The following is a 21,400-nucleotide window of genomic DNA, read 5'->3' as shown; positions in this document are numbered from 1 at the left end:
ACTCGCCCTTGGCCGTGGCGACGAAACGCAATAAAGCCCCGGTTATTCAGGCGCGTAGACGACTTCGACGCCGTCATCATCATCGTCATCAAAATCATCGTTGTCACGCTCGGCACGACGCGCGGCCTTGATCGCATCGATCTGCTGCCGCGCCTCCTCATCCATTTGCCGACGAATGGCGGATTCCTGCTCCGCCAGATCCGGATTCTCCGCCTCCTCTTCGGCGCGGGTCTCGATCCAGCGCATCACCGCCTGACACAGCGGTTTGGTGCCCTCACCACTGAGTGCAGAGATACGGAAAACCGGGCCATCCCAGCCCAGCTCGTCGACGATCGCCTGACAGACCGACTCGCGCTCGTCTTCCGGCAACATGTCGACCTTGTTGAACACCAGCCAGCGCTCGCGACCGGCCAGCGTTTCGCTGAACTTGTGCAGCTCGCCGACGATCGCGCGCACACTGTCCACCGGTGAAGAACCGTCGTACGGCGCCACATCCACCAGATGCAGCAGCAGGCGAGTGCGCACCAGGTGCTTGAGGAAGCGAATCCCCAGACCGGCACCTTCCGCCGCACCTTCTATCAGCCCTGGAATATCCGCCACAACAAAGCTTTGGTGCGCCTGCACACTGACCACGCCCAGATTCGGCACCAGCGTGGTAAACGGATAATTGGCCACTTTCGGTCGCGCCGCGGACACCGACCGGATAAACGTGGACTTGCCGGCATTGGGCAGCCCCAGCAACCCCACATCGGCCAGCACCTTGAGCTCCAGGCGCAGGTTACGCACTTCACCCGGCGTCCCGTTGGTGGTCTGACGGGGCGCCCGGTTTATCGACGACTTGAAGCGGGTGTTGCCCAGGCCGTGAAATCCGCCCTGAGCCACTTTCAGCTGCTCACCGGGCCGAGTCAGGTCACCCAATACCTCATTGGTGTCCATATCGACAACGGTGGTTCCCACCGGCACCTGGAGCACCAGATCTTCACCCTTGCTGCCGGAGCAGTTTCGCCCCGAGCCGCCCTCACCGGTCTGCGCCTTGTAGGAACGCTGGAAACGGTAATCCACCAGGGTGTTCAGCGCCGCGTCCGCTTCCAGGTAGACCGAACCGCCATCACCGCCATCGCCGCCGTCCGGACCGCCTTTGGGCACATATTTTTCGCGACGAAAACTCAGGCAGCCGTGCCCACCATTACCCGCCTGAACCCGAATTGTCGCTTCATCTACGAATTTCATGCTCTTTGCCTGTCCGGATGACTTTGTATGGCCATCTTAATGCACCGTTATCGGCAGGCCATACGAAAAAGCCCCGCACGCTTCGTTCAAAGCTGCGGGGCTTTTTGTGAACAGCAATGGCTGTATACGTTCGGCCCCTTACTGGGCTGGAACGATACTCACAACCTTGCGGCTCTCAGGGCCTTTGACCTCGAATTTTACAACACCGTCCGACTTGGCGAACAGCGTGTGATCACGACCCAGACCAACGTTGGTGCCGGCGTGGAAACGGGTGCCGCGCTGACGAACGATGATGCTGCCGGCGCTAACGACCTGACCACCGAAGCGCTTCACACCAAGTCGTTTCGACTCGGAATCGCGACCGTTACGGGTACTACCTGCTGCCTTTTTATGAGCCATGACTAGCCTCCTCTAATGGGGTTTCAGAGCCTCAGCCCTTGATACCCGTGATCTTGACTTCAGTGAACCACTGGCGGTGGCCCTGACGCTTCATGCTGTGCTTACGACGACGGAACTTGATGATCTGAACCTTGTCACCGCGACCGTGACGAACCACTTCCGCGGTCACGGAAGCACCGTCGACAACCGGCGCGCCGACTTTCACGTCATCGCCATTGGCAACCAGCAGGACTTTGTCGAACTCGACCGTGCCACCGGTTTCAACTTCAATCTTTTCCAGCTTCAGGACTTCGCCTTCCGCTACGCGGTGCTGCTTACCACCGCTGACAATCACTGCGTACATGACCTTCTCCGCTGTAAAACGGGCCTGCGTCCAACCGTCTGCAGACCGGCAATTGACCCATCCCTGCTCTTTAATCCACCTGGTTCTAAGGGAAGCGCTCTGGCAACCCTATAGCAGGGAGCGCAGGTTGGGATGAGTTAGGGCGCGCAATTGTACGAAAAGCGGGCGTCCTTTACAAGCGTCGACTGACGCCATTTCCAGCCTCTGACAATACTGCCATAGTGGATCCGGCGGCGACGGACCCGACGCCCAAGTTGACAGTCCCGGGAGCAATACCTAGCATTGCCGCGTCCTACCCGATAATGACCGGATCATCCGCATGACAGCGCAGCGTATCTATGAAACCGTCGCGGACGATTTTGCCCGCGTCAACGACCTGATCACACACCGGCTCTCCTCCGATGTCCCCCTGGTCGAGAAGATCGCGCAGTATATTGTCGAAAGTGGCGGCAAGCGCCTGCGGCCCCTGCTGGTGCTGCTGACGGCCCGCGCCCTGGGCTACGAGCGGGACGACCACCTCAAGCTGGCCGCGGTGATCGAGTTCCTGCATACCGCCACACTGCTGCACGACGATGTGGTGGACACGTCCGACCTGCGTCGCGGCAAGGCGACGGCCAATGCCCGATGGGGCAACGCACCGAGCGTTCTGGTCGGGGATTTCCTCTACTCCCGCGCGTTCCAGATGATGGTTGAGCTGGGCAGCATGCCGATCATGGACGTTCTGTCCAACGCCACGGCCGTGATCGCCGAAGGCGAAGTCCTTCAATTGATGAACACGCGTAACCCGGATATCTCGGAAAGTCAGTACATGACGGTCATCCACAACAAGACCGCCATGCTGTTCGAGGCCGCCTCCCACAGCGGCGCCCTTCTGGCTGGCGCGGACGCCGACGACGAGAATCGCCTGAAAGCCTACGGCAAGCACTTGGGCATGGCCTTCCAGCTGGTTGACGACGTGCTGGACTACCGCGGCAAGGCCGATGAAATGGGCAAGAACGTGGGTGACGATCTCGCCGAGGGCAAACCCACGCTACCGCTGATCCACGCCATGGCTCATGCCAACGACGTGGACAGCCAACTGATCCGCTCGGCGATCCGCAAGGGCGGCCTGGACGAACTTTCCCGCATCCAGGAAATCGTCGAGACCTCCGGAGCGCTGGACTATACCGTCAGCCGCGCACAGGAAGAAGCGGACCTGGCTCGCGCCTGCGTGGCCGATCTGCCCGCCTCCCCCCAAAAAGACGCCCTGGTGCTGCTGACCGAAGTTGCGGTTGCCCGCACGGCCTGATCAGCCCGGGAAACCGGGCCCCAGCGCCTCCCGACCATGCGGTGCATCCAGCGTGACCGCTGGACCGACCGGCACGATCTGGGTCGGGTTCACGGTCCGCTGACTCACGTAGTAGTGCTGCTTGATCTGCTCCAGATCCACCGTCTCCGCGACGCCAGGCACCTGATACAGGTCTCGCAGATAGCCGGCAAGATTCGGGAAGCTGGCAAGCAGTTGGCGGTTGCACTTGAAGTGCGAGTAATAGACCGCGTCGAAACGTACCAGCGTCGTGAACAGGCGCCAGTCCGCTTCCGTTGGCACATTCCCCACCAGATACCGCTGGGTCGCCAGCCGGTCATCCAGCCAGTCCAGGCTGTCAAACAATGCGGTGTAGGCTTTTTCATAGGCCTCTTGCGCCGTTGCAAAACCCGCCTTGTAGACGCCATTGTTGACCGTGTCGTAAACCCGCTCGTTGACGGCGTCGATATCGGGGCGCAGTGCTTCCGGATACAGGTCCAGATCAGACCGCACGCCGTCGATGCCATCAAAGGCCTGATTGAACATACGGATGATCTCCGCGGACTCGTTGCTGACCATTTTCCCCTGCGTCTTGTCCCAGAGTACCGGCACTGTGACGCGACCGGTGTAGTCCGGCGCGACCGACGTGTAGACCTCGTGCAGGAAGCGTTTGCCGTTCACGTCATCGCGGTAGGCAGGGTCGTCCGGCCGGAACTCCCAGCCGTTCTCCAGCATGTGCGGGTGGACCACCGACACCGTGATGTGCGGCGCCAATCCCTTCAGCTCCCGGAACACCAGGGTCCGGTGCGCCCACGGGCAGGCCATGGACACGTACAGGTGATAGCGTCCAGACTCGGCCGCAAAGCCGCCCTCACCGGCCGGCCCCGGCGAACCGTCTGCCGTGACCCAATTCCGGAAGCGGGCGCTTTCACGCTCAAACTTGCCTCCGGACTTTTTAGTGTCGTACCACTGATCCTGCCATTGACCGTTTACCAGCAGTCCCATATGACCTCCCATCAAACGTGCTGTCGATTCGTTGTCGGCTCGCAAGCCTTAACGCTGGCTCTACCCCAAAGACTACGGCTACACTAACCGCCACTCAAACGATGATTTCTGGCCAACTCCATCAGAATGACTGAACATGCATAACGCCATTACGATCGACGCTCTCAAGGTCCTCGACGCCATCGACCGCCGGGGCAGTTTTGCCGGCGCGGCGACGGAGCTGTTCCGGGTGCCCTCGGCCATCAGCTACACCGTTCAGAAGCTGGAAGACGACCTGGACATCGAGATTTTCGACCGCTCCGGACACCGGGCCAAACTGACGCCGGCCGGGCACTACCTGCTCGAGGAAGGCCGGGCCCTGCTAGACGCCGCCGATACGCTGGCGCACGCGACCAAGCAGGTCGCCCAGGGCTGGGAAACCCGGATCAAGATTGCGGTGAACTCGTTACTGCCTGTCGAGGCCCTGTTCCCGGTCGTCCAGGATTTTCAGGCGCTGGGCGTGCCGGTGGAGATCCAGTTGGTGGAAGAGGTGTTTGCTGGCGCCTGGGACGCATTGCAATGCCGGCGCGTAGACCTGGTCTTTGGCGCCGACTCGGTCAGTCGTCCGGCCGGCCCCTTCACCACGCGCATCCTGGGACAGGTGCCGTTTACCTATGCCGTGTCTCCGGATCACCCGCTGACCCGCGAGTCCGGCCCCATCGGCGAGGACACCATTGCCCGCTTCCCCGCCATAGTGGCCGCCGACACCGCGCGTCACATGCAACCGGCCACAGCCGGTATTTTCTCCCGCCAGCGCACGATCACCGTCAGCAACATCGAGCAGAAGATACAGGCCCAGGCTGCCGGCCTGGGCGTCGGCTGGCTCCCCGAACCCAGGGTGCGTGACCTGCTGGCAAGCGGCGAACTGGTTGCCATTGACGTGGAAGCCGTAAGACAACCCGTCGTCCTCCACCTGGTCCGACATCAGGAAAGCCAGACCGGAGAACGGGTCTGCCAGGGCAACGCGCTCAAGTGGTTCTGGGACCGGCTATCCCAACCCAACCAGTTCAGCCGATGGATCGACCCACACACCCAGTAGAATGAGCGGAAAGGCCTCACAGGCCCATAAAAAAGCCCGCAATGACACTCGACGCCATCAGGCGGGCAGCGCAAAATGGCCTCGCGTCGATTTTTTCTTGTCAGGCCGTTAACGCAGGGAGTTTTTCATGCGGCAGTTGTCCGAACTGGATGCCTCTTTCCTTTACCTGGAGTCCGACACCGCACCGATGCACATCGGCGGCATTTACATCTTCGATGGCCAGGATTGCCAGAAACCTCTCTCGTTCAGCACTTTCGTGTCCTATCTGCGCAGCCGACTCCATGTGGTGCCCTTTTTCCGGGAAAAGCTGCAGCCCATTCCGTTTCGTCTGGGCCACCCCTACTGGGTCGACGATGCCAATTTCTCGATCGAACGCCACCTGGCGTACGTGAAGATGGGGGCCCGCAACGACCAGGACAGCCTGATGGCCCTCGCTTCGCGCATTCTGCAGGAGCCCCTGAAACGGGATCGCCCGCTCTGGCACATTACGTTCGTGGATGGCCTGCGCACACCCGGCGCGCCGGACGACGGCGCGGAGGCCCGCGGCTTCGCCCTGATCGTCCGGCTGCACCATGCGGCCATCGACGCCTTCAGCGGTGAGGAAATCATGGGCAAACTGCTGGAATACAGCCCCACGCCCGACCCGATTCGTCCGCCACAACCCTGGCACCCGCGACCCGCACCCAGCGAGCAGCGCGCGCTGTTCCAGGTCGGCACTAATCTCCTGCGCAAACCGTTCCGCATCGCGTCACTGGCGGCCAATGCCGTCGAGGCAACCACCCGCGGCATGATCCAGAAACAGCTGCGAAAGTTGCCCTTGCCACTGCCGCTATTCTCGGCGCCCCACAGCCCGTTCAACCGGCAGATCACGGGTAACCGGCAGATCCTCGGCAAGAGCCTGCCCCTGTCGCGTCTGAAGAGCATCAAGGCGTCCATCGGGGACGTGACCCTCAACGATGTCGTCCTGGGCTTGTGCGCCGAAGTGCTGCGTCGCTACATGGAAGAACATGACGCCGACCTGACCCGCTCGCTGGTGGCCATGACGCCGGTGTCGGTGCGTTCCAAAAGCCTGCGCCGCCCAACGGGGAACCAGATGTCGGCGATGCTGCTCGACCTGGCCACTGACCAGCCCTGCCCGGCCTCTCGAATCCGGCGCATCCACTGGAATGCCGTTGCCTCCGAACCTTACCAGGAAGCCATCGCCGCGGACCGCCTGACCGAACTGGTGCCGTCAACCATGCTTGCGCTTTCCGCGCGACTCTACAGCGAATTGCAGCTGGCCCAGCGTTATCAGCCGGTATTTAACGTCCCCATCACCAACGTACCGGGGCCGCAGGTGCCACTGTACCTGCAGGGCGCCCGACTCAGCCACCAATACAACTCCGCGCCGCTGTTCGACAGCATGGGCCTGGTCATCGTGGCCGTCAGCTATGAAGGTCAACTGACCCTCAACTTCACGCTGTGCCCGGATGTGGTGCCGGACGGTCATCGTTTGGTGGACCTGGTGGAGGACAGCCTGCAGGCGATCGAAACGGCGGCGGAGAATCTGCCGTCCGAAATGCCACCTGAGCTGGAACGATCGGGTCACGGCTCGACCCTGCTGGACGACACCCTGCACCTGATTGAAGGGGCCATCCAGAAATCCATTCGCAAGCTCCGCGATTGACTCCCCCGGAATCAACGGGGCCCGATCCAGGCTCACCGACATAAAAAAACCGGGCCAAGGCCCGGTTTTTCGTTTCCTAAAACAATTACTGGAACGCCCAGCGCAGGAAGTCTTTCTTTTCGTCAGTGGAGGCACGCTCCCAGAGAACCTTGAGACCCTCAAGTGTCGGCAGGTTATTCGCCGCCGATGGCACCGCCGGCGTCTGAGCCGGCGTCGCCGAAGGTGAGGCCGCTGCGGCACCGGCAGCCGCGCCAGCAGTTGCAGAAGCCGCTGTCTGCGGAGCACCCGGCAACGTCGGCAATTGCGGTGTTTGCTTCACCACCTCAGAGGACACCGCCACCTGACGATCTTGCTCATTCACCACCTTGGCCTGGAAGTTCTGGCGGATACGCTCCGCTTCGCTGCGGGTTTCAGCCTTGGGCAGAACAAAATGGTAGGACTCACCAGCGCGGGCATTGATCACGACCTGCTGCGGATCCGTCTCTACCACGTGCACCTTGGACTCGCCATTATCCACCACACCCTGCTTGGCCCAGATCGTCTTGTAGGTGAACACCACCGTGTTCTGGCCCGGCAGCAGCTGGTAGGTCAGTTCCAGGTCATCCGTCAGGTAGTTGGCCATATCCTGGCCATTTACGGACACGATCTGCACAGAACCGGGCTTGTGCAACAAGGCAACCTGACCCGGCTGCGCTTCAGGACCTTCCCAGGTTTGCACCTGCTTGAAAGAGCTCGTACTGCAGCCCGCCATGGCGACAACGGCGAACAGTGCGGCCATTAGCTTCAAACACGTGAAAAATCCCTGTCCGTTCTGACCAGATGCCATGAAAACCTCGCGATAGTAATTCAGTGAAGGAAGGCCGTGGCCCGCCAGAGGCGCGGCGGCCGAAGGGGCATTTTGACGATTGCCTCTGCCGAGCGCAAGACGACAACCTGTCCTCGGCAACCCCCTGTCATCCCGGGCGCAAACTTTTGATTGAAATCGGACCCATTTGCATTAAATTGAATGAATCGGCATCCATTACACAATAACGAGAAGACGCAACCGGAGGGTTAGGGAGACGCCAGATGGACACCAACAATCGCACGGGTGAAGCCGGCCCGGTGCCCTTTCGCAGCAGTCGCTTCTTCTGCGTCGGCGGCCAATGGTACTTCACCACCAGGGAAGGTTTTGACAGCGGTCCTTTCGCCTCCCGCGACCGGGCGGAAACCGGTTTGCGGCGCTTCCTGCATGTGGTCAGCCTGCTGCCCGAAGACATGCACTGACCCGTCAACACCGCATTAAAGGGCGAACGGTATCAGCGTCTGATCGACCACATAGACCAGCGCCATCGCCATAAATCCGGCGATCACGTCGTCGATCATGATGCCAAGCCCGCCGGGCGTATGCCGGTCGATCCAACTGATCGGCCAGGGCTTGAGCACGTCGAAGAAACGGAACGCGACGAAAGCGATCAGGACCCCTTCCAGTGTCTGTGGATGCAGCCCGAGAACGATCCACATACCCACAAATTCATCCCAGACGATCCCACCGTGGTCATGGACCTTGAGATCCTCGGCCGTTTTGCCGCAAAGCCAGATGCCGAGCAGGAAAAACCCGGCAACAGCAACCCAGTACATCGGGCCCGGCAGCCAGAACAGCAGCCAGTAGAGCGGAATGGCGGCCAGACTGCCCCAGGTTCCCGGCGCCCGGTTGATGGCGCCACTCCCAAAACCAAACGCGAGCAGATGCACCGGATCTCGCAGGAAATGCGGTGGCAGTAAGGGCTCGATCTGTTCTGGCTCCTCGGGCAACGAGGGATCAGTCATTGGCGACTCCGAAATGCTCATAACCGGACCGCAGCGGAGACGCGTCCTGGTCGGCGTTCGTCAGGGTCAGGCCCGGCTCGGCAACGATTTCCCCGATCACCTGAACGGGAACGGGACTTTTCTGTTTCACTGCATCCCAGTGTCGGGCAGGCAGCGTAAAGCATAGTTCATAGTCGTCACCGCCCCGCAACGCATGGCTGATCGCCCGCTCGCCGGCTAATGCGTTCAAGGCGGGAGACAACGGAATTCGGGCGGCATCGATGACGGCGCCACAACCGGAGGCCTGCAGAATGTGCCCCAGATCGGCCATCAGGCCGTCGGAGATATCGATCGCCGCACTGGCACGACCACGCAGGGCCCGCCCCAAATCCAGACGGGGCTCCGGTTGATGATATTTTTGCAGAAGTGCTTGCTGCTGTTCGCCGGGAGCGGACTCATTCAAATAGCCGAGGGCTGCGGCGGCATCCCCCAGGGTGCCGGAGACCGCCACCAGGTCGCCAGGCCGGGCGCCGCTGCGTAACAACGCCTGGCCATCCGGCACGGAGCCATGCACCTGGAGTGTCAAGGTCAGGGGTCCGCGGGTGGTATCGCCGCCGGCCAGCGACAGACCGAAATCCTCAGCGGCTTGCGCCAGCGCTGCGGCAAACGGATCCAGCCAGTCGGGATTCGCCTCTGGCAACGTGAGTCCCAGTGTGAAGCACACCGGCTCAGCACCCATCGCGGCAAGATCACTGGCCGCCACGGCCAGGGCGCGCCGGGCAAGCCGCTCCGGGGCATACCCACTGGGAAAGTGGATGCCGTCCACCAGCGTGTCCATCGAAAACACCAGAACCTGACCCGGCTCGATGCGCTGAATCGCGCAGTCATCGCCGATTCCAAGCTCCACATCCGGATGCAATGTGCGCTGGGCTACCGGCTGGAAATACTGCCGGATCAGCTCGAACTCGCCCATCATCAACTCCAGTGACCCGGCCGGATCAGCGTGGCCGGGTCTCTGCCAGTCGCAGGCGCCTACTCAGCTTGTCGAGCACGCTGTTGACGAACTTGTGGCCTTCGGTGCCGCCAAAGCGCTTGGCCAGCTCGATGCCTTCGTTGATCACCACTCGGTAGGGAACGTCGATGCGATGCTTGAGCTCGTAGGTACCCAGGCGCAGGATCGCCAGCTCGATCGGATCCACCTCACCCAGCGGCCGGTCGAGGAATGGCTCGAAGGTGCGGTCCAGATCATCCTGTTCGCGGTGGATGCCGCGCAGCAGATCCCGGAAATAGGCGGAGTCCACCTTGGACATGTCGTTGTCCACCATGAATTCCGCCTCGATGTCACTGATCGAGCTCTTCGAATAATGGCGATGGTAGAGCGCCTGCATCACGAGGGCACGGGCACGGCGGCGCTCACCAGCTTTCGGGGCGCTGCTGCCGGGGCTTTCCGGCGCGGTTGGTTCCTGGTCGCTCATCACTCACCTATCTTCTTGAACAGGCTGACCATTTCCAGCGCGGTCACGGCGGCTTCAGCGCCCTTGTTACCGGCCTTGGTGCCGGAACGCTCAATCGCCTGTTCGATGGAATCGACGGTTAATACGCCAAAAGCCACCGGCACGTTGGTGTCCAGACTGACCGCACCCAGACCGCTGGAGGCCTCACCGGCCACATAATCGAAATGCGGCGTACCACCACGAATCACGGCACCCAGGGCGATGATCGCATCGTACTCGCCGGTTTCAGCCACCCGCTTGACCGCCAGCGGCATTTCATAGGCGCCAGGCACCCGGACGACCGTGATATCGCTCTCCGCGATGCCATAGCGGCGCAGCGTGTCGATCGCGCCGTCGACCAGACTTTCTACGACGAACGCATTGAAGCGGCCAACGACGAGCGCATAACGCCCGCTGCACTGGGTGAAATCACCTTCCAGCGTCTTGATTCCAGACATGTCTAACTCCTGTTTCCCGGACCCGTCACCACGGACGCCGGCGGTTTATGGGTTGAAGGGCAGGTATTCCACTACTTCCAGGTCGAAGCCGGAAATCGCGGAGAACTTGATCGGCGCACTCAGCAGGCGCATTTTGCCAACGCCCAGATCACGCAGGATCTGGGAGCCTGTGCCGACGGTAAAGTAGACACCGGAACTGCCCTTGGCGGCCGATCGGGGCCCTTCGTCAAAAAATTCGTGAATGCGGTCGTCCAGATTGTAGCTGTCTTCGCCGCTGTTCAGGATGACCACGACACCGCGGCCTTCCGCGCCCACTTTCTCAAGCGCCCGGTGCAGGGGCCAGCTGTGGGAACCGGTGCGCCGCGCGCCCAGCAGATCGCGCAGGGTGTCGGTGATATGGACTCGCACCAGGACCGGCTCACCTTCCTGCACGTTACCCATGGTCAGCGCCAGGTGGGTGCCGCCCTGAATGGTGTCACGATAGGTGTGCAGCTGGAATACGCCGTACTCCGTATCCAGCTCGTGCTCCTCGATGCACTCGATGGTGCGCTCGTGCAGGGTACGGTAGTGGATCAGGTCGGCGATGGTGCCGATTTTCAGGCCATGCTCCTGGGCAAAGGTTTCCAGATCCTCGCGGCGGGCCATGGAACCGTCGTCGTTCATGATTTCACAGATCACGCCAGTCGGTTCAGCACCCGCCAGGGCCGCCAGATCACAGGACGCCTCGGTATGCCCGGCCCGGCTCAGTACGCCGCCGGGATCGCTCATCAGCGGAAAGATATGGCCCGGCTGCACGATGTCAGAGGGCTTTGCATCTTTCGCCGCAGCCGCGAGCACGGTGCGCGCACGATCGGCCGCAGAAATACCGGTACTGACGCCTTCCGCCGCCTCGATCGACAGCGTGAATTTCGTGCCGAAGCCGGACGCGTTCTTCTGCACCATCAGCGGCAGGTCCAGCTGTTCGCAACGCTGGCGCGTCATGGGCATGCAGATCAGGCCGCGACCGTGGCGGGCCATGAAGTTGATGGCCTCCGGCGTGCAGAATTCCGCCGCCATCACCAGATCGCCTTCGTTTTCCCGGTCCTCGTCGTCCATCAGGATGACCATCTTGCCCTGACGAATGTCCTCAATAATCTCTTCGATCGTGTTCAGTGCCATAACAGATTGCACCCTTTGCTCAGAAAACAGGTCACGGTCACCCGACGCCGGCCACTGCGCGGCCTCAGGCAACCACAGTGGCCGGCGTCAGGATCAAGCGTAGATCATCACCGATCTGGCGACGGTCACGGACCTTCCAGAATTTGCGATCGGCCATTCTGGCCAGTGGCAAGTCCACGGTCGGTCGACCGTCACTGCCCAGGAACACCGGCGCCTGGTACAGCCAGAATTCATCCGCCAGTTGCGCCGCCACCACGGCGCCGGCCAGCGTCGGTCCGGCTTCCACCAGCACCTCATTGATGCCCGCCTCGGCAACAGCCCGGGCGACATCCAACAGATTCAGTCGACCAGAACCGCCCGGCAGCGGTTGTATACGCGCACCACGGGCGGTCAGTTCGCGAGCCGCCTCGCTATCGGCCACCGCCTCGCTGCAGAAAATCCAGACCGGACCGGTGGTCAGCACCCGTGCGGTCGGCGGCGTTCGCAGCTGGCTGTCGAGGATAATCCGCTGTGGCTGCGGCCCCGGAGGCACGGCTTCGTGCAGACCGCCCATGTCATCGGGACGCACCGTCAGCGATGGGTCATCGGCGAGGATCGTCCCCACGCCGGTCAGTATGGCATCGCTCATGGCACGCAGGCGCTGGACGTCACGGCGGGCAGCGGGCCCGGTGATCCATTGGCTTTCACCCGAAGCCATGGCGGTCCGCCCATCCAGACTGGCCGCCACTTTCACCCGGAAAAGCGGCCGGCCGCTGCGCATCCGGTACAGGTAGCCCGGGTTGAGCGATTCGGCTTCGGCAGACAGGACGCCTTCCACCACCTCGATACCGGCGTCGCGCAACCGCTTGAGGCCACGCCCGGCCACCGCGGGATTGGGGTCCGTCATGGCCACCACGACCCGGCTCAAACCGGCTTTCACCAGTGCATCGGCACAGGGCGGCGTGCGCCCGTAATGACTGCAGGGCTCAAGGGTGACATAGGCCGTGGCCCCGCGGGCCCGCTCGCCGGCAGCGCGCAGGGCATGTACTTCGGCGTGGGGTTCGCCGGCCCGCTCATGCCATCCCTCACCGACGACGTCGTCGCCTACGCAGATGACACAGCCCACACGGGGATTGGGATGGGTGGAGAAACGCCCACGCCAGGCCAGCTGAATGGCGCGGGCCATCATGGCGGCGTCGGTCCGGGCCTGCTCATCACGGGAATTCAATGCGGCTGCCCTTCAGTCTTTGGATTTGTCGGGCGCCGTCAGCGCTTTGGCGACGTCAACCGCATCCGCCTTGTCGCCCATATGGACGGTCAGACGTTCAATCTCTTCCTTGAATTCGTTGATATCCTGGAAACTGCGATAGACGGAGGCAAAGCGGACGTAAGCGACCTGATCCAGCTGGCGCAGTTCGGTCATCACCTCCTCGCCCAGTTCCATGGATTTGATCTCTCGCTCGCCCCGGGCACGCAGCCGGAACTTGATGCGGTTCAGCGACGCTTCGATTTCCTCGATACTGACCGGCCGCTTCTCCAGCGCTTTCATGATGCCGGAGCGCAGCTTGTCCTCATCGAAAGGCTGGCGCGTACCGTCCTGCTTGACCACGCGGGGCATGACCAGTTCCGCCGACTCGAAGGTCGTGAACCGCTCCTTGCAGGACAGGCACTCACGGCGACGCCGCACCTGGTCGCCCTCGGCAACCAGTCGCGAATCGATAACCTTGGTGTCTGCTTCGCCGCAAAACGGACAATGCATGGTGGCTACTCCCAGCCCGTCAGGGCGCCTACCGGCGCCCGCTCAGTGTGTCGACGCTCAGCCGGCGTACACCGGGAAACGCTTGCACAGATCTTCGACCTGTTCGCGTACGCGGTTGATGGTCGATTCGTTCTCCAGATCGTCCAGGATGTCACAGATCCAGCCGGCCAGGTCACGGCACTCGCCTTCCCCGAAGCCACGGGTAGTGACCGCCGGCGTCCCGATGCGCAGACCGGACGTGACAAACGGTGAACGCGGGTCGTTCGGCACGGCGTTCTTGTTGACGGTGATGTGCGCCTTGCCCAGCGCCGCATCGGCGTCCTTACCGGTGATGTCCTGCTTGATCAGGCTCAGCAGGAACAGGTGGTTCTGGGTGCCGCCGGAGACCACATCGAAACCGCGCTCGACGAAGACACTCGCCATCGCCTGGGCGTTCTTGATGACCTGTTTCTGGTAGTCACGGAACTCATCGCCCATGGCTTCCTTGAAGCACACGGCCTTGGCGGCGATGACGTGCATCAGCGGACCACCCTGGCCACCCGGGAAGACGGCGGAGTTCAGCTTCTTCTGGATGTCTTCGTCGGCACACGCCAGGATCAGACCACCACGGGGACCGCGCAGAGTCTTGTGGGTGGTGGTGGCGACCACGTGGGCGTGGGGCATCGGGTCCGGATAGACGCCGGCGGCGACCAGGCCGGCCACGTGGGCCATGTCCACGAACAGGTAAGCGCCAACCTTGTCCGCAATCGCGCGGAAGCGGGCGAAATCCAGGTGCTGGGAATAGGCTGAGAAGCCGGCCACGATCATCTTCGGTTTGTGCTCGTCGGCCAGACGCTCGACTTCGTCGTAGTCGATCAGACCGGTGTCCGGGTTGAGGCCATACTGGACAGCCTTGTAGATCTTGCCGGAGAAGTTGACGGAAGCCCCGTGGGTCAGGTGGCCGCCGTGGGCCAGGCTCATACCCAGCACGGTGTCGCCCGGCTTGACCAGCGCCATGTACACGGCGCTGTTCGCCTGGGAGCCAGAGTGCGGCTGGACGTTGGCGTACGCGGCGCCGAACAGCTTCTTGGCGCGTTCGATGGCCAGTTCCTCGACCACATCGACGTGCTCACAGCCGCCGTAGTAACGCTTGCCGGGATAGCCTTCAGCGTATTTGTTGGTCAGGACGCTGCCCTGCGCTTCCATGACTCGCGGGCTGGTGTAGTTCTCGGACGCAATCAGCTCGATGTGAGCTTCCTGCCGTTCGGTCTCCGCCTGGATGGCGTTCCAGACATCATCATCGAAGCCGGCGATTTTCATATCACGGTTAAACATGGATGCGCTGCCCCTGTATGGCTGATCAGAAATTTGGAGGGCCCGTATTCTAGCCCAAAAGCCCGCCTTAAATCATCTTTTAACCCGCATGATACGGGTTTTTCGCGGGCGACGTTACAGGCCTTGCCGAATTGCCAAAACCACCCCGTTTCGCTACCGTAGTACGCCTTCTAGAACTGATCTTTTCCGGGGTCCCGACGCGGTTATCCACACCCCGGCCGTCCCCAATTCAACCAGAGGACACTGCCTAAAAATGGCTCAATACGTCTACACCATGAATCGCGTGGGCAAAGTCGTCCCGCCCAAGCGCGAAATCCTCAAGGACATTTCCCTGAGCTTCTTCCCCGGCGCCAAGATCGGCGTGCTGGGTCTGAACGGCGCCGGTAAGTCGACGCTGCTGCGCATCATGGCCGGCATCGACCAGGACTACATCGGCGAAGCCCGTCCGCAGCCCGGCATCAACGTCGGTTACCTGCCGCAGGAGCCGGAACTGGACGACAGCAAGACCGTGAAGGAAATCGTCGACGAAGCGGTTTCCGGTGTTCACGACGCCCTGGCGGAACTGGACCAGGTCTATGCCGCCTATGCCGAGCCGGATGCGGACTTCGATGCCCTGGCCAAGAAGCAGGGGGAGCTGGAAAGCTTCATCCAGGCCGCCGACGGCCACGACATCGAACGCAAGCTGGAAGTCGCCGCCGATGCCCTGCGCCTGCCGGCCTGGGACGCCAAGGTCGCCAACCTGTCCGGTGGTGAGCGCCGCCGTGTCGCCCTGTGCCGCCTGCTGCTGTCCAGCCCGGACATGCTGCTGCTGGACGAGCCTACCAACCACCTGGATGCCGAATCCGTGGCGTGGCTGGAGCGCTTCCTGCACGACTTCAGCGGCACCGTGGTGGCGATCACTCACGATCGTTACTTCCTCGACAACGTCGCCGGCTGGATCCTGGAACTGGACCGCGGCCAGGGCATTCCCTTCGAAGGCAACTACAGCCAATGGCTGGAAGCCAAGGAGAAGCGGCTGGAAATCGAAGCCAAGCAGGAAGTGGCCCGCCAGAAGACCATCAAGCACGAGCTGGAGTGGGTGCGCAGCAACGCCAAGGGCCGCCAGTCCAAGAGCAAGGCCCGTCTGGCCCGCTTCGAGGAAATGAGCTCCCAGGATTTCCAGAAGCGCAACGAGACCAATGAACTGTACATTCCGCCCGGACCGCGCCTGGGCGACAAGGTGATCGAGGTCGACGGCGTGAGCAAGGCCTTTGAAGGTCGCCTGCTCTATGAAAACCTGGATTTCCGGGTACCGCCGGGCGCCATTGTCGGCATCATCGGGGGTAACGGTGCAGGTAAATCCACCCTGTTCCGCATGATCGCCGGCGTGGACCAGCCGGATGCCGGCACCATCACCGTTGGTGAAACCGTCAAGCTGGCCTACGTCGATCAGATGCGCGACCTGGACGGCGACAAAACCGTCTGGGAAGAGCTGAGCGACGGCCAGGACATCATCCAGGTGGGCAACTACCAGACGCCGTCCCGCGCCTACGTGGGCCGTTTCAACTTCAAGGGCAGCGACCAGCAGAAGCGGGTCGGCGACCTGTCCGGCGGCGAGCGTAACCGCCTGCACCTGGCCAAGCTGCTGAAGGAAGGCGGCAACGTCCTCCTGCTGGACGAACCGACCAACGACCTGGACGTGGAAACCCTGCGGGCACTGGAAGAGGCGCTGCTCAATTTCCCGGGCGCCGCGCTGGTGATCTCGCACGACCGCTGGTTCCTGGACCGTGTGGCCACCCACATTCTCGCCTTTGAGGGCGACAGTGAAGCCGTATTCTTCGAAGGCAACTTCACCGAATACGACGAAGACCACAAGCAGCGCAAGGGCGACTCCGCGATGGTGCCCCAGCGCATGAAGTACAAGAAGCTGGCCTGATCCCAGCGCCGGCAGCCGGTCGCCCGACCGGCTGCCCTCCCCTTTCCCCGACGATCGAGCAACCATGGCCAAGACCAAGACCGCCTACGTGTGCACCGAATGCGGTGCGGATTACTCCAAGTGGCAGGGCCAGTGTTCCGCCTGCTCCGCCTGGAACACTATCAGCGAAGTCCGCGGCGTCAGCAGCTCGAGCGGCGGCAATCGGGGATCACGCTTCGAGGGCTTTGCCGGCAGCCTGTCCGGCGTCCAGTCGCTGGATTCGGTCAGCCTGACCGAACAATCCCGCATCAGCTCCGGCATGAAAGAGCTGGACCGGGTGCTGGGCGGCGGTCTCGTGGAAGGCTCGGCGATTCTGATGGGCGGCCATCCCGGGGCGGGCAAAAGTACCCTGTTGCTGCAGACGGTGTGCAACCTGGCCGGCCAGTACCCGGCGCTCTACGTCACCGGTGAGGAATCCATGCAACAGGTGGCCCTGCGGGCCAAGCGCCTGGGCGTCCCGACCAGTGACCTCAAAATGCTGTCCGAAACGAGTGTCGAGCGCATCATCCAGATAGCCGAAACGGAAAAACCGCGCATCCTGGTCGTCGACTCCATTCAGGTGATGCACGTTAGCGACGTGGAATCCGCCCCCGGCAGCGTGTCGCAGGTTCGTGAGAGCGCGGCCTACCTGACCCGCTTCGCCAAGCAGACTGGCACTATCCTGTTCCTGGTGGGCCACGTCACCAAGGACGGCAGCCTCGCCGGCCCGAAAGTGCTGGAACACATGATCGACTGCTCGATCCTGCTGGAAGGCTCCAGCGACAGCCGGTTCCGCACCCTGCGCGGCATCAAGAACCGCTTCGGGGCGGTCAACGAGCTGGGGGTGTTTGCCATGCTGGAACAGGGCCTGAAAGAGGTGAAAAACCCCAGTGCCATTTTCCTTAACCGCGGGGAGGATGCCGCGCCCGGCAGCGTGGTCATGGTGGTCTGGGAAGGTACCCGCCCGATGCTGGTGGAGGTCCAGGCGCTGGTGGACTTGTCGCAAGGCAGCTACCCAAGACGGGTCGCCGTCGGCACCGACCAGAACCGACTGGCCATGTTGCTGGCCGTGCTGCATCGCCATGGCGGCATGCACGTGGCCGATCAGGACGTGTTCGTCAACGTGGTGGGCGGCGTCAAAGTCAGCGAAACCAGCGCCGACCTGGCCATCCTGGCGGCGATCGTGTCCTCATTCCGGGACAAGGCATTACCACAGGATCTGGTCATTTTCGGCGAGGTGGGTCTGTCCGGCGAAATCCGCCCGGTACCCAGCGGCCAGGAACGCATCTACGAAGCCGCCAAGCACGGCTTCATTCGCGCCGTGGTGCCCAAGACGAACGTGCCGCGCAAGCCGATGGAAAACATGCGGGTCATCGCGGTGACCAAGCTGAGCGAAGCCCTGGACGCCCTGCTCGAGCTCGCCAACTGACTGCAGCGAGTGCTCAGTCCCTCTCGATCAGGTGACGCAGTTCTCGATCCAGCAACGACGGGTCGCCCAGATTGAGCTCGACCAGACGCTTGAGATGAGAGGCACTGTCCAGGTCGATGTACTGGCATTGGAAGCCCAGATGGTCACCTTCCACATGGCGTAACGCCACGTCCATGACAATACCGCTGTCCAGATCGTTCAGATGGATGGTGATTTCGAACGGATGCTTCAGCTTGGCCGTCCAGTTTTCGGGACGGCGCACCAGCACGCCTTTCATAGAGATATCCAGTACTTCACTGTGCCAGACGTCCTCTCCGGCGTGGATATCGCAGGGTGCATCGAACAGGATGCGTTCAAAGCGGCGACGTTCAGTCGATTGGCTCACCGTGACAGTCTCTTGTTATTGCAAGCAATGGCATGGGCCGCTGAAACACTTTATCGCTCGCTTCATCGACGCCCACCTATCACTATAGCCCCGCATACGGGGGCAACCAACCCGATCGTATTGATCGCGAGCTACTTGCCGCCGTGGTAAGGCGGACTCAGCTCGCAGACCGCGCGAATGAAGGCATCCGCGTGGCTCGGATCGACATCCGGCGTGATGCCATGCCCCAGGTTGAAGATATGGCCGGATCCCTCGCCGAAACGCGCCAGGAGGTGCGCCACTTCTTCGCGAATCCGCTCAGGCGGTGCATACAGCATGGTCGGGTCCATATTGCCCTGCAGCGCGACACGGTCGCCGACCCGGGCACGGGCCTCGCGAATGTCCGTGGTCCAGTCCAGACCCAGGGCGTCAGCACCGGACTCCGCCATCGATTCCAGCCACTGCCCACCGTTCTTGGTGAACAGGATGACCGGCACGTGGCGGCCTTCGTGCTCGCGGATCAGGCCGTCCACGATCTGTTTCATGTAGGCCAGTGAGAACTCGGTATAGGCCCAACTCGGCAGCACGCCGCCCCAGGTGTCAAAAATCTGCACGGCCTGGGCGCCGGCACGAATCTGGGCATTGAGGTAGTCGGTCACCGCATCCGCCAGCTTGCCGAGCAGCGCATGCATCACCGCCGGTTCGCTGTAGAGCAACCGTTTGGCTTCGCGGAAGTCCTTGGAGGAGCCGCCTTCGACCATATAGGTGGCCAGCGTCCACGGACTGCCGGAGAACCCGATCAACGGCACGCTGCCGTTCAGGGCCTTGCGAATGGTGGCCACCGCAGAGACCACGTAGTCCAGATCGGTGTCCGCCGTCAGGGTAGGCAACGCTTCAACGTCGGCTGCAGAACGCACCGTATGACGGAACTTGGGACCTTCGCCCGTCTCGAAATACAGGCCCAGCCCCATGGCGTCCGGAATGGTCAGGATGTCGGAAAACAGGATGGCGGCATCCAATGGATACCGCTCAAGGGGCTGCAGCGTCACCTCACAGGCAAGTTCGGCATTCCGACACAGACTCATGAAATCGCCGGCCTTGGCGCGAGTCGCCCGGTACTCCGGCAGGTAACGCCCTGCCTGGCGCATCATCCAGACCGGTGTGCGATCCACCGGCTGGCGCTGGAGTGCGCGCAGGAACCGGTCATTCATGAGTGCTGACATAATGCCCCTTATTCAATCTATGCCGTTGTATTGCGGCTGCTCTCGTTAGACATCCAGGTAATCGAGGATACCTTCGGCCGCCTGACGCCCTTCCCAGATAGCCGTTACGACCAGGTCCGAACCACGGACCATATCGCCGCCGGCAAAGATCTTCGCATTGGACGTCTGGAACGGGTACTCCGCTTCTTCCGGTGCCGCCACACGGCCGGAATCGTCGATGTTCACATCCAGCTTGTTGAACCATTCCGCCGGACTCGGACGGAAACCGAAAGCCACCAGGACGGCGTCGGCCGGGATCACCTCTTCACTGCCCGGCACCACTTCCGGACGACGGCGACCGTTTTCGTCCGGCTCACCCAGGCGAGTCTGGATGACCTTGATGCCTTCGACCCGGTCCTCGCCAATGATGGCGATCGGCTGACGGTTGAACATGAACTTGACGCCTTCTTCCTTGGCGTTGGCCACCTCGCGACGGGAGCCTGGCATATTCGCCTCGTCCCGACGATAGGCACATGTCACGCTGGCTGCCTGCTGACGAATCGCGGTGCGGTTGCAGTCCATCGCCGTATCACCACCGCCGAGGACCACCACGCGCTGGCCTTTCATGTCGATGAACTCGCTGTCCGTCGCGGAAAAGCCCAGACGGCGGTCGACGTTGGACACCAGGTAAGGCAGCGCGTCGTAGACACCCGGCAAGTCTTCGCCCGGGAAGCCGCCTTTCATATAGGTGTAGGTGCCCATGCCCATGAAGACGGCATCGTATTCGTCGATGATGTCTTCCAGCAGCACATCTGTGCCCACGTCCGTGGACAGGCGGAATTCGACGCCCATGGATTCGAAAATCTCACGGCGGCGCGCCATGACGCTCTTTTCCAGCTTGAACTCGGGGATACCGAAGGTCAGCAGGCCACCGATTTCCGGATAGCGGTCAAAAACCACCGGCTTGACGCCGTTGCGGGCCAGAATATCCGCACAGCCGAGGCCGGCCGGTCCGGCGCCGATCACCGCGACCTTTTTGTCGGTCCATTTGACGTGAGACAAGTCCGGGCGCCAGCCCAGGGCAAAGGCAGTGTCGGTAATGTACTTCTCCACCGAGCCGATGGTGACCGCGCCATAACCGTCGTTCAGGGTACAGGCCCCTTCACACAGACGGTCCTGCGGGCAAACCCGGCCGCAGACTTCCGGCAGGGAGTTGGTCTGGTGGCACAGTTCGGCCGCCTCCAGGATGTTGCCCTCGGACACCAGCTTCAGCCAGTTCGGGATGTAATTGTGTACCGGGCACTTCCACTCGCAGTACGGGTTACCACAGTGCAGGCAGCGATGCGCCTGACTGGCGGCGTCTTCCTGCTTGAACGGGTGGTAGATTTCCTGGAATTCCTTTTTCCGTTTGCTGGCCGGAACCTTCTTCGGGTCGACACGGCCAACCTCGATAAACTGGAAATCGTTATTCAGTCTCTCTTTCATCACGCGACTCTCAAGTATTCAATTTCGATGCG

At 62.0% G+C, this 21,400-nt stretch carries 22 protein-coding genes; 6 read left to right on the top strand and 16 right to left on the bottom strand.

Annotated features, from left to right (window positions below):
- Positions 1–42 precede the first annotated feature (42 nt).
- The 3 genes from cgtA to rplU form a co-directional block, all read right to left on the bottom strand.
- A complete protein-coding gene (gene cgtA, locus EB809_RS07565; protein WP_123634202.1) occupies positions 43–1,230 on the bottom strand; it encodes an Obg family GTPase CgtA in 1,188 nt (395 codons plus the stop codon).
- A gap of 138 nt (positions 1,231–1,368) precedes the next feature.
- Entirely contained in the window at positions 1,369–1,629 is a 261-nt protein-coding gene (gene rpmA / locus EB809_RS07560; RefSeq protein ID WP_123634201.1) for a 50S ribosomal protein L27, read from the bottom strand.
- Between the two features lie 31 nt (positions 1,630–1,660).
- The gene (rplU, locus tag EB809_RS07555) at positions 1,661–1,972 is read right to left on the bottom strand and encodes a 50S ribosomal protein L21 (protein WP_123634200.1); all 312 of its coding nucleotides are present in this window, start codon (positions 1,970–1,972) and stop codon (positions 1,661–1,663) included.
- 319 nt (positions 1,973–2,291) lie between these two features.
- Here rplU and ispB point away from each other — a divergent pair, with 319 nt between their 5' ends.
- Complete coding sequence (gene ispB / locus EB809_RS07550; protein WP_123634199.1) at positions 2,292–3,260, top strand: octaprenyl diphosphate synthase; 969 nt, start codon at positions 2,292–2,294, stop codon at positions 3,258–3,260.
- Here the strand turns inward: ispB and EB809_RS07545 are convergent, their stop codons facing one another.
- Positions 3,261–4,262 (bottom strand): glutathione S-transferase family protein, encoded by a 1,002-nt coding sequence (locus tag EB809_RS07545; RefSeq protein ID WP_123634198.1) that lies wholly within the window; start codon positions 4,260–4,262, stop codon positions 3,261–3,263.
- Positions 4,263–4,398: 136 nt separating this feature from the next.
- On the opposite strand from EB809_RS07545, the gene EB809_RS07540 reads away from it, so the two are divergent.
- Together EB809_RS07540 and EB809_RS07535 are read left to right on the top strand one after the other, a co-directional pair.
- Positions 4,399–5,340, top strand: coding sequence for a LysR family transcriptional regulator (locus EB809_RS07540; protein ID WP_123634197.1), 942 nt, complete (start codon positions 4,399–4,401; stop codon positions 5,338–5,340).
- Between the two features lie 127 nt (positions 5,341–5,467).
- Complete coding sequence (locus tag EB809_RS07535; protein WP_123634196.1) at positions 5,468–7,006, top strand: WS/DGAT/MGAT family O-acyltransferase; 1,539 nt, start codon at positions 5,468–5,470, stop codon at positions 7,004–7,006.
- A gap of 85 nt (positions 7,007–7,091) precedes the next feature.
- On the opposite strand, the gene EB809_RS07530 is transcribed toward EB809_RS07535, so the two are convergent.
- Complete coding sequence (locus EB809_RS07530; RefSeq protein WP_223807860.1) at positions 7,092–7,784, bottom strand: DUF2057 family protein; 693 nt, start codon at positions 7,782–7,784, stop codon at positions 7,092–7,094.
- A 290-nt stretch (positions 7,785–8,074) separates the two neighbouring features.
- Here EB809_RS07530 and EB809_RS07525 point away from each other — a divergent pair, with 290 nt between their 5' ends.
- Positions 8,075–8,272 (top strand): DUF6316 family protein, encoded by a 198-nt coding sequence (locus tag EB809_RS07525; RefSeq protein WP_123634194.1) that lies wholly within the window; start codon positions 8,075–8,077, stop codon positions 8,270–8,272.
- A gap of 15 nt (positions 8,273–8,287) precedes the next feature.
- Here EB809_RS07525 and EB809_RS07520 read toward each other — a convergent pair whose 3' ends face one another.
- The 8 genes from EB809_RS07520 to glyA form a co-directional block, all read right to left on the bottom strand.
- Complete coding sequence (locus EB809_RS07520; protein WP_123634193.1) at positions 8,288–8,815, bottom strand: phosphatidylglycerophosphatase A; 528 nt, start codon at positions 8,813–8,815, stop codon at positions 8,288–8,290.
- Complete coding sequence (thiL, locus tag EB809_RS07515; RefSeq protein WP_123634234.1) at positions 8,808–9,767, bottom strand: thiamine-phosphate kinase; 960 nt, start codon at positions 9,765–9,767, stop codon at positions 8,808–8,810. The genes EB809_RS07520 and thiL overlap by 8 nt, the downstream gene beginning before the upstream one ends.
- Before the next feature lie 25 nt (positions 9,768–9,792).
- Positions 9,793–10,269 carry a transcription antitermination factor NusB gene (gene nusB, locus EB809_RS07510; RefSeq protein WP_123634192.1) on the bottom strand — a complete coding sequence of 159 codons (477 nt, stop codon included), beginning with the start codon at positions 10,267–10,269 and terminating at the stop codon, positions 9,793–9,795.
- Complete coding sequence (gene ribE, locus EB809_RS07505) at positions 10,269–10,745, bottom strand: 6,7-dimethyl-8-ribityllumazine synthase (RefSeq protein ID WP_123634191.1); 477 nt, start codon at positions 10,743–10,745, stop codon at positions 10,269–10,271. Before ribE ends, nusB begins: the two co-directional genes overlap by 1 nt.
- A 45-nt stretch (positions 10,746–10,790) precedes the next feature.
- On the bottom strand, positions 10,791–11,903 hold the full coding sequence (gene ribBA, locus EB809_RS07500; RefSeq protein ID WP_123634190.1) for a bifunctional 3,4-dihydroxy-2-butanone-4-phosphate synthase/GTP cyclohydrolase II: 1,113 nt from the start codon (positions 11,901–11,903) through the stop codon (positions 10,791–10,793).
- 64 nt (positions 11,904–11,967) lie between these two features.
- Complete coding sequence (gene ribD / locus EB809_RS07495) at positions 11,968–13,071, bottom strand: bifunctional diaminohydroxyphosphoribosylaminopyrimidine deaminase/5-amino-6-(5-phosphoribosylamino)uracil reductase RibD (RefSeq protein WP_123634233.1); 1,104 nt, start codon at positions 13,069–13,071, stop codon at positions 11,968–11,970.
- 51 nt (positions 13,072–13,122) lie between these two features.
- On the bottom strand, positions 13,123–13,641 hold the full coding sequence (gene nrdR / locus EB809_RS07490; protein WP_123634189.1) for a transcriptional regulator NrdR: 519 nt from the start codon (positions 13,639–13,641) through the stop codon (positions 13,123–13,125).
- Between the two features lie 57 nt (positions 13,642–13,698).
- Complete coding sequence (glyA, locus tag EB809_RS07485) at positions 13,699–14,955, bottom strand: serine hydroxymethyltransferase (RefSeq protein ID WP_123634188.1); 1,257 nt, start codon at positions 14,953–14,955, stop codon at positions 13,699–13,701.
- Between the two features lie 253 nt (positions 14,956–15,208).
- Here glyA and ettA point away from each other — a divergent pair, with 253 nt between their 5' ends.
- Both ettA and radA read left to right on the top strand, forming a co-directional pair.
- Complete coding sequence (gene ettA, locus EB809_RS07480; protein ID WP_123634187.1) at positions 15,209–16,870, top strand: energy-dependent translational throttle protein EttA; 1,662 nt, start codon at positions 15,209–15,211, stop codon at positions 16,868–16,870.
- A gap of 64 nt (positions 16,871–16,934) precedes the next feature.
- A complete protein-coding gene (gene radA, locus EB809_RS07475; RefSeq protein ID WP_123634186.1) occupies positions 16,935–18,317 on the top strand; it encodes a DNA repair protein RadA in 1,383 nt (460 codons plus the stop codon).
- Between the two features lie 13 nt (positions 18,318–18,330).
- Here the strand turns inward: radA and EB809_RS07470 are convergent, their stop codons facing one another.
- The 3 genes from EB809_RS07470 to EB809_RS07460 form a co-directional block, all read right to left on the bottom strand.
- A complete protein-coding gene (locus EB809_RS07470) occupies positions 18,331–18,702 on the bottom strand; it encodes a PilZ domain-containing protein (RefSeq protein ID WP_123634185.1) in 372 nt (123 codons plus the stop codon).
- A 131-nt stretch (positions 18,703–18,833) separates the two neighbouring features.
- Positions 18,834–19,904: a uroporphyrinogen decarboxylase gene (gene hemE, locus EB809_RS07465; RefSeq protein WP_123634184.1), complete on the bottom strand. Its 1,071-nt coding sequence runs from the start codon at positions 19,902–19,904 to the stop codon at positions 18,834–18,836.
- Between the two features lie 45 nt (positions 19,905–19,949).
- On the bottom strand, positions 19,950–21,368 hold the full coding sequence (locus tag EB809_RS07460; protein ID WP_123634183.1) for an FAD-dependent oxidoreductase: 1,419 nt from the start codon (positions 21,366–21,368) through the stop codon (positions 19,950–19,952).
- Positions 21,369–21,400 lie beyond the last annotated feature (32 nt).

The organism is Marinobacter sp. R17 (assembly GCF_003789045.1).
Taxonomy (GTDB): Bacteria; Pseudomonadota; Gammaproteobacteria; order Pseudomonadales; family Oleiphilaceae; genus Marinobacter_A; species Marinobacter_A mangrovi.
The sequence above is the reverse complement of the archived record's forward strand: the minus strand, read 5'-3'. Positions and strand labels throughout refer to the sequence as shown.

Excerpts from the sequence above, each read along its gene's own strand:
- hemE (WP_123634184.1), bottom strand. The coding sequence starts at position 19,904 with ATGTCAGCACTCATGAATGACCGGTTCCTGCGCGCACTCCAGCGCCAG.
- nrdR (WP_123634189.1), bottom strand. The coding sequence starts at position 13,641 with ATGCATTGTCCGTTTTGCGGCGAAGCAGACACCAAGGTTATCGATTCG.
- ribBA (WP_123634190.1), bottom strand. The coding sequence starts at position 11,903 with ATGGCACTGAACACGATCGAAGAGATTATTGAGGACATTCGTCAGGGC.
- rplU (WP_123634200.1), bottom strand. The coding sequence starts at position 1,972 with ATGTACGCAGTGATTGTCAGCGGTGGTAAGCAGCACCGCGTAGCGGAA.
- ettA (WP_123634187.1), top strand. The coding sequence starts at position 15,209 with ATGGCTCAATACGTCTACACCATGAATCGCGTGGGCAAAGTCGTCCCG.
- glyA (WP_123634188.1), bottom strand. The coding sequence starts at position 14,955 with ATGTTTAACCGTGATATGAAAATCGCCGGCTTCGATGATGATGTCTGG.
- EB809_RS07460 (WP_123634183.1), bottom strand. The coding sequence starts at position 21,368 with ATGAAAGAGAGACTGAATAACGATTTCCAGTTTATCGAGGTTGGCCGT.
- thiL (WP_123634234.1), bottom strand. The coding sequence starts at position 9,767 with ATGGGCGAGTTCGAGCTGATCCGGCAGTATTTCCAGCCGGTAGCCCAG.
- ribE (WP_123634191.1), bottom strand. The coding sequence starts at position 10,745 with ATGTCTGGAATCAAGACGCTGGAAGGTGATTTCACCCAGTGCAGCGGG.
- nusB (WP_123634192.1), bottom strand. The coding sequence starts at position 10,269 with ATGAGCGACCAGGAACCAACCGCGCCGGAAAGCCCCGGCAGCAGCGCC.
- radA (WP_123634186.1), top strand. The coding sequence starts at position 16,935 with ATGGCCAAGACCAAGACCGCCTACGTGTGCACCGAATGCGGTGCGGAT.
- EB809_RS07525 (WP_123634194.1), top strand. The coding sequence starts at position 8,075 with ATGGACACCAACAATCGCACGGGTGAAGCCGGCCCGGTGCCCTTTCGC.
- cgtA (WP_123634202.1), bottom strand. The coding sequence starts at position 1,230 with ATGAAATTCGTAGATGAAGCGACAATTCGGGTTCAGGCGGGTAATGGT.
- EB809_RS07530 (WP_223807860.1), bottom strand. The coding sequence starts at position 7,784 with ATGGCCGCACTGTTCGCCGTTGTCGCCATGGCGGGCTGCAGTACGAGC.
- EB809_RS07520 (WP_123634193.1), bottom strand. The coding sequence starts at position 8,815 with ATGACTGATCCCTCGTTGCCCGAGGAGCCAGAACAGATCGAGCCCTTA.
- rpmA (WP_123634201.1), bottom strand. The coding sequence starts at position 1,629 with ATGGCTCATAAAAAGGCAGCAGGTAGTACCCGTAACGGTCGCGATTCC.
- EB809_RS07545 (WP_123634198.1), bottom strand. The coding sequence starts at position 4,262 with ATGGGACTGCTGGTAAACGGTCAATGGCAGGATCAGTGGTACGACACT.
- EB809_RS07540 (WP_123634197.1), top strand. The coding sequence starts at position 4,399 with ATGCATAACGCCATTACGATCGACGCTCTCAAGGTCCTCGACGCCATC.
- ribD (WP_123634233.1), bottom strand. The coding sequence starts at position 13,071 with ATGATGGCCCGCGCCATTCAGCTGGCCTGGCGTGGGCGTTTCTCCACC.
- EB809_RS07535 (WP_123634196.1), top strand. The coding sequence starts at position 5,468 with ATGCGGCAGTTGTCCGAACTGGATGCCTCTTTCCTTTACCTGGAGTCC.
- ispB (WP_123634199.1), top strand. The coding sequence starts at position 2,292 with ATGACAGCGCAGCGTATCTATGAAACCGTCGCGGACGATTTTGCCCGC.